The sequence below is a fragment of the Methylobacterium sp. 001424705 genome, from assembly GCF_059816145.1.
This window is the reverse complement of sequence record NZ_JCBANU010000038.1, coordinates 16,031-29,090: the sequence shown is the minus strand read 5'-3', so window position 1 is coordinate 29,090 and position 13,060 is coordinate 16,031. Positions and strand designations below refer to the sequence as shown.

Genomic DNA, 13,060 nt, shown 5'->3' with positions numbered 1-13,060 from the left:
CCCTGGGAGGATCGCCCCGCCCCGCCCCAGGGCCAGTAGAACTGGCGCGGCGCCTCCTGGGGCGGAGGCGCGTAGCGCCGGTTCGCCTGTCGGGCGGCGTAGCCGTCGTCGTCCCGGTAATAGTCCCGGGCCCGGCGGCGGGGGGATTGGTAGTCGCCGCCCCGGGGCGCGTCGTAGGAATCGCCCCATTGCGCACAGGCCGGCCCGGCGCCGGCGAGGAGCAGGGACAGACCGGAGAGGAAACACCAGGCCGCGCGCGATGCCGGCAAGGTCATGGGACGCCTCGATCAATCGGACCGGAGGACCGGTCGGGTGGCCGACACCTTAGAGGAGGATGCCGCCGAGGTCTAAGGCCGCCCCCGCAGGTGTTCCAGCAACCGCGGCGTCGCGTAGCCGTCCGCCGGCAGGCCCTCGGCGATCTGGTACTGCCGCACCGCCTCCCGCAGCTTCGGTCCGGCGCGCCCGTCCGCCTCGCCCGCGTAGAGGCCGCGCTCCGTGAGGCCCGCCTGGAGGGCTTGCAGCCCCGCCTTGTCGAGGCGTGCGTCGCGGACCGGCCAGGGCGCGGCGAGGACCGGCCGACCGGCCAGTCGGTCGGCGAGATGCCCCACCGCCAACGCGTAGGAATCCGAGGTGTTGTAGGCGCGGACCACCTCGAAATTGTCGGTGATCAGGAAGACCGGCCCCCCGAGGCCGCCCGGCAGGAACAGGCTGGCGGTGCCCGCATCCGGCAGGGCCTGACCGTCGGTGCGTCGAACCCCGCGCCGGGCGAAATCCGCGAGGCCGCCGCGATAGCGGGCGAGATCGAACCCCGCCGGCAGGGTGACCGCGTAGCCCCAGGAGAAGGCCGGGTTCCAGCCCAGGGTCTTGAGGTAGGCGGCGATGGAGGCCAAGGCGTCCGCTTCCGATCCCCAGATGTCGCGGTGCCCGTCGCCGTCGAAATCCACCGCGTGGGCCAGGAAGCTGGACGGCAGGAACTGCACCTGCCCCATGGCCCCGGCCCAGGAACCCTTCATATGCTCCGGCGTGACGTCGCCCCGCTCCAGGATGGTGAGGGCGGCCAGGAGTTCATCGCGGAACAGCGTGCCGCGGAACCGCGCCTCCGCCAGGGTCGCGAGGGCCCGGATCGTCGGGACGCTGCCGCCGCTTGCGCCGAAATCCGACTCGACGCCCCAGAACGCCAGCACGATCCAGCGCGGCACGCCGTAGCGCGCCTCGATCCGCGCGAGGACGGACGCGAGCCGCTTGGCGTGGGCCTGCCCCCGGGCGATCCGGCCGGGCGAGACTGCGCCGACGAGGTAGTCCCAGACCGGACGCCCGAACTCGCCCTGCTTGCGCGTGCGGGCGAGGATGTCGGGATCGGGTCCGGACATCCCCGCGAAGGCCGCCGAGAAGGTCCGGGCCGAGACGCCCCGCGCCTCGGCCTCCGGTCGCAGCGCGGCGATGAAGGCGGCGAAGCGGGACTGTGCTTCCGCCGTCGTTGCGGGCGGTACAGGCTGACCGCCCGCCGCCAGCACCGTTCCGGCCCCGAGCATGCCCGCAAGGGCGAGCGGCGCCCAGCCCCTCACAGACGGTTGCGCCGGGTCAGGGTCTCTTCCCAGGCGAAAGCCTGGGCGACGATCTGGTCGAGGTCGTCGTTCTGCGGCGTCCAGCCGAGATCGCGGATCCGCTGGGCCTCGGCGACGATCTGGGCCGGATCGCCGGGACGGCGCGGCGAGAGCCGAACCTCGAAGTCGCGCCCCGAGACCCGCTTGACCACGTCGATCACCTCGAGGACCGAGTAGCCGCGCCCGTAGCCGCAGTTCAGGGTCAGGCTTTCGCCGCCGGACCGCAGGTGGTTCAGGGCGACGCGATGGGCCTCGGCGAGGTCGGAAACTTGGATGTAGTCCCGCAGGCACGAACCGTCCCGCGTCGGGTAATCGGTGCCGAAGACCTCGAGATGCGTCCGCTGCCCGAGGGCGGCCTGGGTCGCGACCTTGATGAGGTGGGTGGCGTTGGGCGTCGATTGCCCCGTGCGGCCCCGCGGGTCGGCTCCGGCCACGTTGAAGTAGCGCAGGATGACGTAGGAGAAGCCGTGGGCCTTGGCCGCATCGGCGATCATCCACTCGCTCATCAGTTTGGAGCGTCCGTACGGATTGATCGGCGACGGCCGCAGATCCTCCGGCACCGGCACGACCTCCGGCTCGCCGTAAACCGCAGCCGTCGAGGAGAAGATCACGTGCTTGACCCCGCAGCGAACCGCCGTTTCGATCAAGGCCCGGGTCTTGACGGTATTGGCCAAGTAATACTGTAGGGGATCCGCGACCGAATCCGGCACGACGATGCGCGCGGCGAAGTGCGCGATGGCGTCGATACGATGCTGGAGGATGACTTCCGTAAGGAGCGACTGGTCGGCGACATCGCCGATGACGAGCTTCACCTCAGGTGGAAGCGCCCAGTCGAACCCGGTTGAAAGGTCGTCGAGGACCACAACCTCCTCGTGCCCGGCGTCGAGCAGTGCCAGCACCATGTGGCTGCCGATATAGCCCGCACCGCCCGTCACAAGAACCGCCATGACACCTTCTCCCCAAACGTTTCACTGACGATATATCGGAAAACGAGCTTGTCGGTTATGCCCGTTACGTCGATGGCTCTATCGCCTTCCCTGGGCGGAGGCTGTACCGAGGCAACGTCAATCCACTCGGGGTTTTCCTCACCTCCCCTCGCTACCGGGTCTCGCTTGATGAAACCGATTCGCAAAGCCGTCCTGCCCGTCGCCGGCTTGGGCACCCGCTTCCTTCCGGCCACCAAGGCCGTTCCGAAGGAGATGCTCACCGTCGTCGACCGGCCGGTCGTTCAGCACGTCGTCGACGAGGCCCGCGAAGCGGGGATCGAGCACTTCATCTTCGTCACGGGACGCGGCAAGGCGGTCATCGAAGACCACTTCGACGTTGCCTTCGAGCTCGACCGCATGCTGCAGGAGCGGGGCAAGACCGAGGCCTACGAGGCCCTGAAGCGCGACCTCCCGGCCGCGGGCCAGACCAGCTTCACCCGCCAGCAATCGCCGCTCGGCCTCGGGCACGCCGTCTGGTGCGCCCGCGAGATCGTCGGCGACGAGCCCTTCGCGGTGCTGCTGCCCGACATGCTGAGCCGCGGCTGCATGCAGCAGATGCTCTCCGCCTACGAGCGCCACGGCGGCAACGTCATCGCGGTCGAGGAGGTGAAGCCCGAGGAGACGCACCAGTACGGCATCGTCGGCGTCGGCCAGACCTTCGGCCAGACCTTCGAGATCAACGGCATGGTGGAGAAGCCGAAGGCCGGCACCGCGCCCTCGAACTTCATCATCTCCGGCCGCTACATCCTCCAGCCCGAGATCTTCGACATCCTGTCGGCGGGGGAGACGGGCGCCGGCGGCGAGATCCAGCTCACCGACGCCATGATCAAGCTCGCCAAGGACCAGGCCTTCTTCGGCATGCACTACCAGGGCCGGACCTACGATACCGGCTCGAAGCTCGGATTCCTCACCGCGAACATCGCCTACGCCCTCGAGCGCAAGGACCTCTCGGAGGCCCTCAAGGCCGAGATCGCGCAGCTTTTGAGCGAGCACTGAGATCGCGCCCCGGCGCGGCCTGCTCGGTGCCTCAGGGAACGCCGAGCTCAAGCTCCAGAAAACGGGTTGAACGACGTGCAAAGGCCTTGATTTTTGTGCGTCGCACTTTAGATTGTGCGTTGCGGGACCGCGATGGCGTCGCGGTTCGGCAGCCCTTCTTGGGCGTTTCCTCCCTAGACTTCGGGCCGCTCTTCGGAGCGGCCTTTTTTTGTACCTGCTCCGGACGGTGCAGACGGACGCCCCAGGCACGACGCGCCTTGGGCTCCGCGCGCGACCCGGTGTTCGGGCGCGCGATCACGCGCACACGCATGCCTGTGAAACGGGTGGAAGGATTTGCACGCGATCCGGCATTCGGGATCGCGGAGCGAGGGCTCGGCCTCAGGCCGCAGGATATCGGTGGAGGCGCCTCTGGGAGGCGCGCGAGCCGGCCGCGCCTAGGGCTGCGGTCGGCTCGCGGGACGACGGACGCGACGGCGCCGGCGGGTCGGTTCAGTTCAGGTAGGTCCGGATCCAGTTCGGCGACAGCACCTCGCCATCCTCCGTGATGATCCAGGGCTGCTTGGCCGGATCGGACAGGGCGCCGGCGGCAGCCTCGATGGCCTCACGCAGGGTCCGGTAGCGCGCGGGCTGAGCGAGGGGAGCCGGAACCGGAGCGGTACGCCAGATCGTCAGATCGGCGGGACGTTCCAGGGCTTGGGTTTCCATGTGTGTGTTCCTTTGATCGTGAGGGTCGTTCCCCGCGATGCCGGCGGCCCGGTGAAAGGTCTGTACGACCTCGAACCTGAACATTTGCTGCGGGACGTCTATCCGGGTGAATGGAAGCATCTCTAAGGCAGCTTTGAGGTCATTTCAGACAGGGATGAAATGCTCATCCGCACCTGAACGCTCCCTCCCTCATACAAAGCGCGCCGTTGCTGATCAGCGCGCAGAATATGGCTGCTTTTGGACGCCCTCTCGTTCTGTTTGTCGCCTCGGCTGACAATGTCGAGCCGTTGTTTATCTTTCGCCAAAACGGGTTTCGGTGTGCTGACGCACCCTGGCCCGTCACGGTACCGAGCCAGTTGAAGGCCATTGCGTCACCGCCCAGTTAATGGCGATGCGACGCGACGCGGTTTTCGCAGTATGGTGAAGAGGATGACACATGCCCGATCGGTCTCCCCCGCGGCCGGCGGATCGCTTTCTGCGCTGGGCCGCGGCTGCAGCCCTCGGCCTGCTCGCGCTCTTCGTGGCGCAGCCCTACCTGACCGGCTTCCTGTTTTCGGCGGACACCGCGCGGGCGATCACCGCCCGCGGCGATCTGGCGCCCGCCGAGACGGCGACGGTGGAGCTTTTCGCCCGCGCCAGCCCGTCCGTGGTTCATGTCTTCGTGCAGGCCGCGGCCCAGGGGCGGGCCTTGATGGGGGTCGACAACGAGGGCGGTGAGCCGGGCGGGGGCTCGCAGACCGGGACCGGTTTCATCTGGGATGCGGCCGGGCACATCGTCACCAACAACCACGTGGTCGCGGCGGCTGCGCAGGGTGGGGGCGCCATCGCGGTCCGCCTGTCCTCCGGCGAGGTCGTGTCGGCGAGCCTCGTCGGCGCCGCCCCGAGCTACGATCTGGCCGTCATTCGCCTGGGGCGCACCACCGCGGCCCTGCAGCCCCTGGCCATCGGCACTTCGGCCGACCTCAAGGTCGGCCAGTCGGTCTTCGCCATCGGCAACCCGTTCGGCCTCGACCACACCCTGACCACCGGCGTGATCAGCGCCCTGCAGCGTCGCCTGCCCACCAGCGCGGGACGTGAGCTTTCCGGCGTCATCCAGACCGATGCGGCGATCAACCCGGGCAATTCCGGCGGTCCGCTCCTCGACTCCGCCGGGCGCCTCATCGGCGTGAACACCGCCATCTTCTCGCCCTCCGGGGCGAGCGCCGGCATCGGCTTTGCCATCCCGGTCGATGTCGTGAACCGGGTCGTGCCCGAGCTCATCCGCAACGGACGGACGCGCAATCCCGGCATCGGCATCATCGCGGGGCAGGAGGCGACCGCGGCCCGCCTCGGAATCGACGGGGTGGTGGTTCTGCGCGTGCTGCGCAGCTCTCCGGCCGCCGCGGCCGGCCTGCAGGGCGTCGACGCGCAGACGGGCGAGATCGGCGACATCATCGTGGGGGCCGGCGACCGGCCGGTCCACCGCCTCGCCGATCTCACCGCCGCCATGGAGGCGGCCGGTCTCGGCGCCTCGATCGACCTGATCGTCGAGCGGGACGGGCGCACGCGCCGGGTCCGCGTCACCACCACGGACGTGGCGGAGAGCCGGCTCTGAGGCCGGGCCCTCGTCACGCCGCGCAGCGCTCGCTAAAGCGACCCATCGCCCAGTGAAAGTGACCCATGGTCAGCCACCGTCCCTCCTGCGCCGTCCTGCTCTGGCTGGCCGGTGTCCTCGCCGCCGGTGCCGCCGAGCGCACAAAGCCCCATCTCTGCCCGGAGAGTGCCCCCGAGGGCGTCCGCCTGCCGCCCCAGCCCGGCTGCGGCGTGGCGGGCCCGAAGCCGGCAGCGCCGGACAGCCAGGGCTTCCGTGACGTCGGCGGGGTGAAGTTGCGCGTCGGCGGCCGGATCGGTGCCGAGTACGGGTTCGCCCGGTGACGTTCCTTGCCGGAGCGGTCGCGCTCCTTCTCCTGTGGTGGTTCGGGCGGAACCTGAAGATCCGCCATCCGGCCCTGACGGCGCGCGTCCTGCGGCAGGTGGGGGGCTACGCCGCCCTCGCGCTGGCGGCCCTCTGCCTAGTGCGGGGCCGGCTCGAGTTCGCCATCCTGCTCGGGGGCGGTGCCATCTGGCTGCTGGAGGGGTCGGCGGGCTTGAACCGCCGGGTCCGGAGCCTTGCCGCCCGCTACGATCCGCGCCGACTCTCGGGGGCCACCATCCGCTTCGATGCAGCGGGGGAGGGGATTGCCCTGGCAGGTCCCTATGCCGGCCAACCCCTGTCGGTGATTCCGCTGCCCGCCCTCGTCGCCCTCTTCGGACGCGATGCCGACACCGCCCGTCGGCTAGAGGCGTATCTCGACCGCCGGCATCCCGGTTGGCGTGTAGACGCTCAGGGCAATCCCGACCCGGGGCCGCGCCGCGCGGCGTATCCAGGGGCGATGACGGAGCAGGAGGCCTATGAGATCCTGGGGCTTGAGCGCGGGGCGTCCCTGGAGCAGGTCCGCGCGGCTCACCGGACGCTGATGAAGCGGCTGCACCCCGACCAAGGAGGCACGGCCGAGCAGGCGGCCCGCGTCAACGCGGCCCGTGACAGGCTTAACAACCGACATCGCTGATACTCCACGCGCGTTGTCAGACAGGGAATGTCGAGAGTATGGCCGTCCGGCGATACGAACCGGGCGCCCGTGTCCTGAGCCGGAACGCCCGAAGGGGCGCCGCTCCCTTGCGAACCCGTCAGCGCGAACTCAGCTGCGGGTGGCGAAGCAATTGAAGCCGTTGCGCTTCAGCGCGTTGCAGGCATCCTGTGCGCTGTCCTGCTCGGCAAAGCCCGAGAACCGGGCGCGGAACAGGGTCGCGCCGCCATGCTCGACCTTCACCGTATAGGGCGAAGCCTTCGAGAGTGCGCCGCCGGCCCGGCTGCGGGCCTCGGACAGCATGGATTTCGCCTTGTCCTCGTCGTCCATGGCGCCGAGCTGGATGACCCAGGCCGTTGGGGTGATCCGCGCGCCGGAAACCGGTTTCGCCGCCTCGGCGCGAGGACCGTCGATGGACGCCAAGCGGGCATCGCTCTTGCCGCCGGCCGGGAAGGCGGCCTGGCCGCCTGCCGGCGCATAGGCCTGCGCCGATGCCGGGAGCGCGCCGGAGCGCCACTTCATGCCGGCGCTGCCGGGCGTCGTGGTGGCGGTGCGGGCGGGGCTGATATCGAGAGGCTGGCCAGCGCGCAGGGTCGACGCCGTGGTCTCAACATCCTCGTCGTCGGCGGAAGCCACCTGTGTCCGGGTGCGCGAGGCGCCGTCGGCGACCACGGCCGGGCGGGCGCGCTCCGCGACCTCGATGGTCGAGGGAGCCTGGCGGGCACCGGCATAGGCGCGGGGCAGGGACTGGCGGACGAGGTCGGCCATGATCCGGTCGCGGCTGGCGCCGGATTTGCCGCCCAGCACGATCGCCACGATCTGACGGTCGTCGAGCTTGGCCGCCGTCATCAGGTTGAAGCCGGAATCGCGTGTGTAGCCGGTCTTGATCCCGTCCACGCCCTGGACATTGCCGAGGAGGCGGTTGTGATTGCCGATGACCCGGCCGCGGAAGGCGAAGGAGCGGGTCTGGAAGTACTTGTAATAGCGCGGGAAGCGATCCTGGATCGCCCGAGCGAGGATCGTGAGATCGCGCGCCGTGGTGATCTGGTCGGCATCCGGCAGACCGGAGGCATTGGCATAGTGAGTGCGGCTCATGCCGAGGGCCTTGGCCTTCTGCGTCATCATCTCGGCAAAGCGGGGTTCCGAGCCGGCGATGTTCTCGCCGATGGCGCAGGCCACATCGTTGGCCGACTTCGTCACGATCGCCTTGATCGCATCCTCGACCTCGATGGTGGAACCCGGCCGCAGGCCGAGCTTCGAGGGGGCCTGGGAGGCCGCGAAGGACGAGATGGTGAGCGGCGACTCGAGGGTGTAGCGTCCGCGCTCCAGCTGTTCGAACAGCATGTAGAGCGTCATCACCTTGGTGATGGAGGCCGGGTGGCGCAGCGAATCCTCGTTGATCGCATGCAGCGTCTTGCCGGTCTTCACGTCCACCACCATGGCGGCGTAGGGCGGATTGTAGCCGCCACCGCCGCCACCGCGGTGATGATGGCCACGTCGCGCCTCAGCCGGGGAGGCGAGGGCGGCCAGGACGGCGGCTGCGGCGATCGCGGCCGAGAGGGCAGGCACCCGGCCGACGCGGGGAGTATGGCTACGCATCACGACTCACTGCCTCGACCTGCACGACCCGCGGGCCGGCTTGCACCGCAACATCTCGGCGGGGGTGCGGCCGTGCCGCCGTAACCCCGCAACATCTGTCAATCAGGCTAGGTGGACGCAGTTACGGCCCGGTTAATGCAGCGAGACCAATTCGCCGGATCCGACCGTCATATTGCGATGCAATATATCGCTTGACGTCTTATGTTGCATCGCACACAAAAGGCCCCGGCCGGTCTCGGCCTCGCGGGCAATGGCCCGACACATCAGGGTAGCCCCGCGGGGGCGGAAGGATCGTCAGATGACGCAGATGTACGAGAAGGCCGCCGAGATGAACAAGGCCGGCCTCGCCACTGTGATGAAGAGCGTCTCCTCGCTCGCCAAGACCCATCAAACCGCCAGCATCGAGATGGCCGATTTCGCCAAGGAATCCTACAGCGCCGGCGCCGCGGCGATGAAGAAGCTCGCCACCGCGCGCACGCTCCAGTCCGCCCTGGAGATCCAGGCCGAGTACCTCAAGGCGTCCTACGAGCGCCTCCAGAATCAGGCCAAGGTGATGACCGACCTGTACCAGGGCCTCGCCCAGGAGGTCGGCGCGCCGCTCCAGACCAAGGCGCCGTTCGACCTCAAGATTTTCTTCGATCCGAAGACCTTGTTCGATCCGAAGACGTTCTTCAATCCGAAGGCCTTCGATCTCACGGCTTTCCCAAAGCTTCCCGGCTTCTCCATTGCCGACCAGAAGGCAGCCTGACACACGGCCTTCCCGCGTCGGGCGAACGGTCCCGCCGCGAGCCCAGACGTTTTGCCAGTCCGGCCCCGTGCGATCGATCGCACGGGGCCATTTTCGTGTTCGGGACCGGGCGATCGCGGAACACCGTCCGGGCGGTTCGGAACGCCGGTCCGCGGCCGTCTCGGACAAGTGCGCGCAGCCGACTGGCGAAGCAGCCGATGGCCCTATAGATTACCAGCGATGCGAGCGCGCCTCGCCGGCGCGACCCGCGGATGAAGCAGCCACCAAGCAGCATGCCGCACCAAGGGGTCGATGCGATTCAGATGACCGACGTCCTGATACGGGGCAGCGAATCCTCACGCGCGGACGGCCCCGAGACCTTCACGCTCCAGCGTCGCGTCACCGATGTGCGGGCGACGGACGAGCCACGCGAACCGGGTGGTACGGATGACGGCCGGTCCGGAACCGCCATCATCACCCGCACCAAGCCGAAGACCAAGCGACCGAGCCTCTACCGGGTTCTCTTGCTGAACGACGACTACACTCCCCAGGAGTTCGTCGTCCACGTCGTCGAGAAATTCTTCAACAAGTCGCAGGAAGTCGCGTTTCAGATCATGATGCACGTACACCACAACGGTGTCGGCGAGTGCGGGATCTTCACGTACGAAGTTGCGGAGACCAAGGTGACGCAGGTCATGGACTTCGCCCGCAAACACCAACATCCTCTCCAGTGCGTTATGGAAAAGAAATAGGCACCCCACACAGAGGCCACGCTTTGCCCAGCTTCTCTCGCAGCCTAGAACAAGCTCTCCACCGCGCCCTGGCGCTCGCCGGCGAGCGCCGGCACGAATATGCGACGCTGGAGCATCTCCTGCTCGCCCTCGTGGACGATCAGGACGCGGCCGCGGTCATGCGGGCCTGCAACGTCGAGGTCGACACCCTCAAGCGCAGCCTCGTCGAGTACGTCGACACCGAGTTGTCGAACCTCATCGGGGACGGCCGCCAGGATGCCAAGCCGACGGCCGGCTTCCAGCGCGTGATCCAGCGTGCCGTGATCCACGTGCAGTCCTCCGGGCGCGAGGAGGTCACCGGCGCGAACGTGCTGGTGGCGATCTTCGCCGAGCGCGAGAGCCATGCCGCGTACTTCCTGCAGGAGCAGGACATGACGCGCTACGACGCGGTCAACTACATCAGCCACGGCATCGCCAAGCGCCCGGGCGCATCCGAGGCCAAGCCCGTGCGCGGCGCGGACGAGGAATCCGCCTCCGAGCGTCCGAGCGGCGACGAGGGCGAGGGCCGCGCGAAGAAGAAGGGCGATGCCCTCGAGGCCTACTGCGTCAACCTGAACAAGAAGGCCCGCGACGGGCGGATCGACCCGCTGATCGGCCGCGAGGCGGAGGTGCAGCGCACGATCCAGATCTTGTGCCGCCGCCAGAAGAACAACCCGCTCCTCGTGGGCGAGCCCGGCGTCGGCAAGACCGCCATCGCCGAGGGCCTGGCGCGAAAGATCATCAACAAGGAGGTGCCCGAGGTCCTCATCGAGGCCACGGTCTTCTCCCTCGACATGGGCACCCTGCTGGCGGGCACCCGCTACCGGGGCGATTTCGAGGAGCGCCTGAAGCAGGTGATGAAGGAGATCGAGGCGCACCCGAACGCGGTGCTCTTCATCGACGAGATCCACACGGTGATCGGCGCCGGGGCGACCTCCGGCGGGGCGATGGACGCCTCGAACCTCCTCAAGCCCGCCCTGGCCAACGGCTCCCTGCGCTGCATCGGCTCGACCACCTACAAGGAGTACCGCCAGTACTTCGAGAAGGACCGCGCCCTGGTGCGCCGGTTCCAGAAGATCGACGTCAACGAGCCTTCGATCCCCGACGCGATCGAGATCGTGAAGGGTCTGAAGCCGTATTTCGAGGAGTTCCACAAGCTCAAGTACACCACCGAGGCCGTGAAGGCCGCGGTCGAGCTGTCGGCGCGCTACATCAACGACCGCAAGCTTCCGGACAAGGCGATCGACGTCATCGACGAGACCGGCGCCTCGCAGATGCTGGTGCCGGAGGCGCGCCGCAAGCGCACCATCGGCGTCAAGGAGATCGAGGCGACCATCGCCACGATGGCCCGCATCCCGCCGAAGACCGTCTCGAAGGACGACGCGGTGGTTCTCAAGAACCTCACCGAGAACCTGAAGCGCGTGGTCTACGGCCAGCCCAACGCCATCGACGCGCTGACCTCGGCGATCAAGCTGGCCCGCGCGGGCCTGCGCGATCCTGACAAGCCGATCGGCTCGTACCTGTTCGCGGGACCGACCGGCGTCGGCAAGACCGAAGCCGCCAAGCAGCTCGCCGCGTCCCTCGGCGTCGAGATGCTGCGCTTCGACATGTCGGAGTACATGGAGCGGCACACGGTCAGCCGCCTCATCGGCGCGCCCCCCGGCTATGTCGGGTTCGATCAGGGCGGCCTGCTCACCGACGGCATCGACCAGCACCCGCATTGCGTGCTGCTGCTCGACGAGATCGAGAAGGCGCATCCGGACCTGTTCAACATCCTGTTGCAGGTCATGGACCACGGCAAGCTCACCGACCACAACGGCAAGCAGGTCGATTTCCGCAACGTGATCATCATCATGACCACGAATGCAGGCGCCTCCGACCTGGCGCGCTCGGCCTACGGTTTCACCCAGGCCAAGCGCACGGGCGACGATGTCGAGGCGATCAACAAGCTGTTCGCGCCGGAATTCCGCAATCGTCTCGACGCGATCATCTCCTTCGGGCACCTGCCGAAGGATGTGGTGGCGAAGGTGGTCGACAAGTTCGTCCTCCAGCTCGAGGCCCAGCTCGCTGACCGGAACGTCACCATCGAGCTCTCCGACGAGGCGCGGGAGTGGCTGACCGAGAACGGCTACGACGACGCGATGGGCGCCCGCCCGATGGCCCGACTCATCCAGTCGACCATCAAGACCCCGCTGGCCGACGAGGTGCTGTTCGGGCGCCTGAAGGACGGCGGCGCAGTGCAGGTCGTCCTGCGCAAGGGCGAGGGCGCGGAGAAGGACGGGCTCGCCTTCGAGTTTCCGGCCGGTCCGGTCACGCCGAAGCCCGAGAAGGACGTGGCCAACGCAGCCAAGAAGCACAAGCGCACCAAGGCCAAGGCCTCGGCGCGCAAGACGAACGACAAGCGCGACGACAAGGGCGGCCCGAGCGGCGGCTCCGGCGTCCGCACCGTTCCGAAGGTGCCGCTGGTCAAGGCCTGAAAGGTCGGGGCCTGAGATCCGCCAAGTCTGTTGGCTCGGCTAACAAGCCCAGTCGAAGCGGCCCCTCCCCGACGGGAGGGGCCGTTCTTTCACGTCCTCAGGGCGGCGGAAAACCGCATCCGGCGGTCGACACGCGGGCGCCGGATGGTTAGCAAGCGCGGGAATGGCGAGCGGGCACTGCGAGAGACTGGCCGGATACGCTTCCCCATCGCTGAGATCGGTTGAGGAGGGGCGTCCCCGATGAACGACTTGCATGAGGGTCCCCTCACGCCCATCGCGACCAAGCAGGCCCCCTCACCGAAACTCACGGCTCGGGAGCAACGCCGGCTGCGGCGCCGGCGCCGGCGCCGCGGCGAAGAGATCCTAGGCTGGATCCTGGTTCCGCTGATCGTCTTCGGGATCTACTGGGGCGTGACCGCGAGCCTCGATTTCCTTGGGACTTCGCCGGGCCAGCTCTGGGACCAGCTGATGCAGGTCAAGGCGATGATGGAGAAGCGAAGCTGATACGGACGCCGGTCGATCGAACCGGCGCCGGTATCCTCCTGACCTGCGCGGCGCTCGTGCGAAGCACCGACGCCGGCTTCCCGAGG

12 protein-coding genes and 1 pseudogene are annotated in these 13,060 nt (G+C 68.3%); 8 read left to right on the top strand and 5 right to left on the bottom strand.

The features are described from left to right. From AC6EUL_RS21295 to galE, 3 genes and pseudogenes are all read right to left on the bottom strand, one after another. A pseudogene (locus tag AC6EUL_RS21295) lies at nucleotides 1–275 on the bottom strand (hypothetical protein); the annotation flags it as partial. Between the two features lie 72 nt (nucleotides 276–347). After that, entirely contained in the window at nucleotides 348–1,532 is a 1,185-nt protein-coding gene (locus AC6EUL_RS21290; protein WP_499872547.1) for a lytic murein transglycosylase, read from the bottom strand. Between the two features lie 29 nt (nucleotides 1,533–1,561). Next, a complete protein-coding gene (gene galE / locus AC6EUL_RS21285; protein WP_499872546.1) occupies nucleotides 1,562–2,551 on the bottom strand; it encodes a UDP-glucose 4-epimerase GalE in 990 nt (329 codons plus the stop codon). A 168-nt stretch (nucleotides 2,552–2,719) separates the two neighbouring features. On the opposite strand from galE, the gene galU reads away from it, so the two are divergent. Further along, nucleotides 2,720–3,586, top strand: coding sequence for a UTP--glucose-1-phosphate uridylyltransferase GalU (galU, locus tag AC6EUL_RS21280; RefSeq protein ID WP_056272316.1), 867 nt, complete (start codon nucleotides 2,720–2,722; stop codon nucleotides 3,584–3,586). Nucleotides 3,587–4,075: 489 nt separating this feature from the next. Here the strand turns inward: galU and AC6EUL_RS21275 are convergent, their stop codons facing one another. Further along, nucleotides 4,076–4,291: a hypothetical protein gene (locus tag AC6EUL_RS21275; RefSeq protein WP_055953370.1), complete on the bottom strand. Its 216-nt coding sequence runs from the start codon at nucleotides 4,289–4,291 to the stop codon at nucleotides 4,076–4,078. 436 nt (nucleotides 4,292–4,727) lie between these two features. Here AC6EUL_RS21275 and AC6EUL_RS21270 point away from each other — a divergent pair, with 436 nt between their 5' ends. From AC6EUL_RS21270 to AC6EUL_RS21260, 3 genes are all read left to right on the top strand, one after another. After that, nucleotides 4,728–5,885 (top strand): S1C family serine protease, encoded by a 1,158-nt coding sequence (locus tag AC6EUL_RS21270; protein WP_499872543.1) that lies wholly within the window; start codon nucleotides 4,728–4,730, stop codon nucleotides 5,883–5,885. A gap of 65 nt (nucleotides 5,886–5,950) precedes the next feature. After that, complete coding sequence (locus tag AC6EUL_RS21265) at nucleotides 5,951–6,205, top strand: hypothetical protein (protein WP_499872542.1); 255 nt, start codon at nucleotides 5,951–5,953, stop codon at nucleotides 6,203–6,205. Then, the gene (locus AC6EUL_RS21260; protein ID WP_499872540.1) at nucleotides 6,202–6,879 is read left to right on the top strand and encodes a J domain-containing protein; all 678 of its coding nucleotides are present in this window, start codon (nucleotides 6,202–6,204) and stop codon (nucleotides 6,877–6,879) included. The genes AC6EUL_RS21265 and AC6EUL_RS21260 overlap by 4 nt, the downstream gene beginning before the upstream one ends. Nucleotides 6,880–7,008: 129 nt before the next feature. On the opposite strand, the gene AC6EUL_RS21255 is transcribed toward AC6EUL_RS21260, so the two are convergent. Continuing rightward, nucleotides 7,009–8,496, bottom strand: coding sequence for a D-alanyl-D-alanine carboxypeptidase (locus tag AC6EUL_RS21255; RefSeq protein WP_056491455.1), 1,488 nt, complete (start codon nucleotides 8,494–8,496; stop codon nucleotides 7,009–7,011). A gap of 298 nt (nucleotides 8,497–8,794) precedes the next feature. On the opposite strand from AC6EUL_RS21255, the gene AC6EUL_RS21250 reads away from it, so the two are divergent. The 4 genes from AC6EUL_RS21250 (at nucleotide 8,795) to AC6EUL_RS21235 (ending at nucleotide 12,974) form a co-directional block, all read left to right on the top strand. Further along, complete coding sequence (locus AC6EUL_RS21250) at nucleotides 8,795–9,244, top strand: phasin family protein (protein ID WP_499872538.1); 450 nt, start codon at nucleotides 8,795–8,797, stop codon at nucleotides 9,242–9,244. 302 nt (nucleotides 9,245–9,546) lie between these two features. After that, nucleotides 9,547–9,975: an ATP-dependent Clp protease adapter ClpS gene (clpS, locus tag AC6EUL_RS21245; protein WP_244472762.1), complete on the top strand. Its 429-nt coding sequence runs from the start codon at nucleotides 9,547–9,549 to the stop codon at nucleotides 9,973–9,975. Nucleotides 9,976–9,998: 23 nt separating this feature from the next. Further along, nucleotides 9,999–12,470, top strand: coding sequence for an ATP-dependent Clp protease ATP-binding subunit ClpA (gene clpA / locus AC6EUL_RS21240; protein WP_056212811.1), 2,472 nt, complete (start codon nucleotides 9,999–10,001; stop codon nucleotides 12,468–12,470). A 240-nt stretch (nucleotides 12,471–12,710) separates the two neighbouring features. Beyond that, the gene (locus AC6EUL_RS21235; RefSeq protein WP_056212809.1) at nucleotides 12,711–12,974 is read left to right on the top strand and encodes a hypothetical protein; all 264 of its coding nucleotides are present in this window, start codon (nucleotides 12,711–12,713) and stop codon (nucleotides 12,972–12,974) included. The last annotated feature ends 86 nt before the right edge of the window (nucleotides 12,975–13,060 follow it).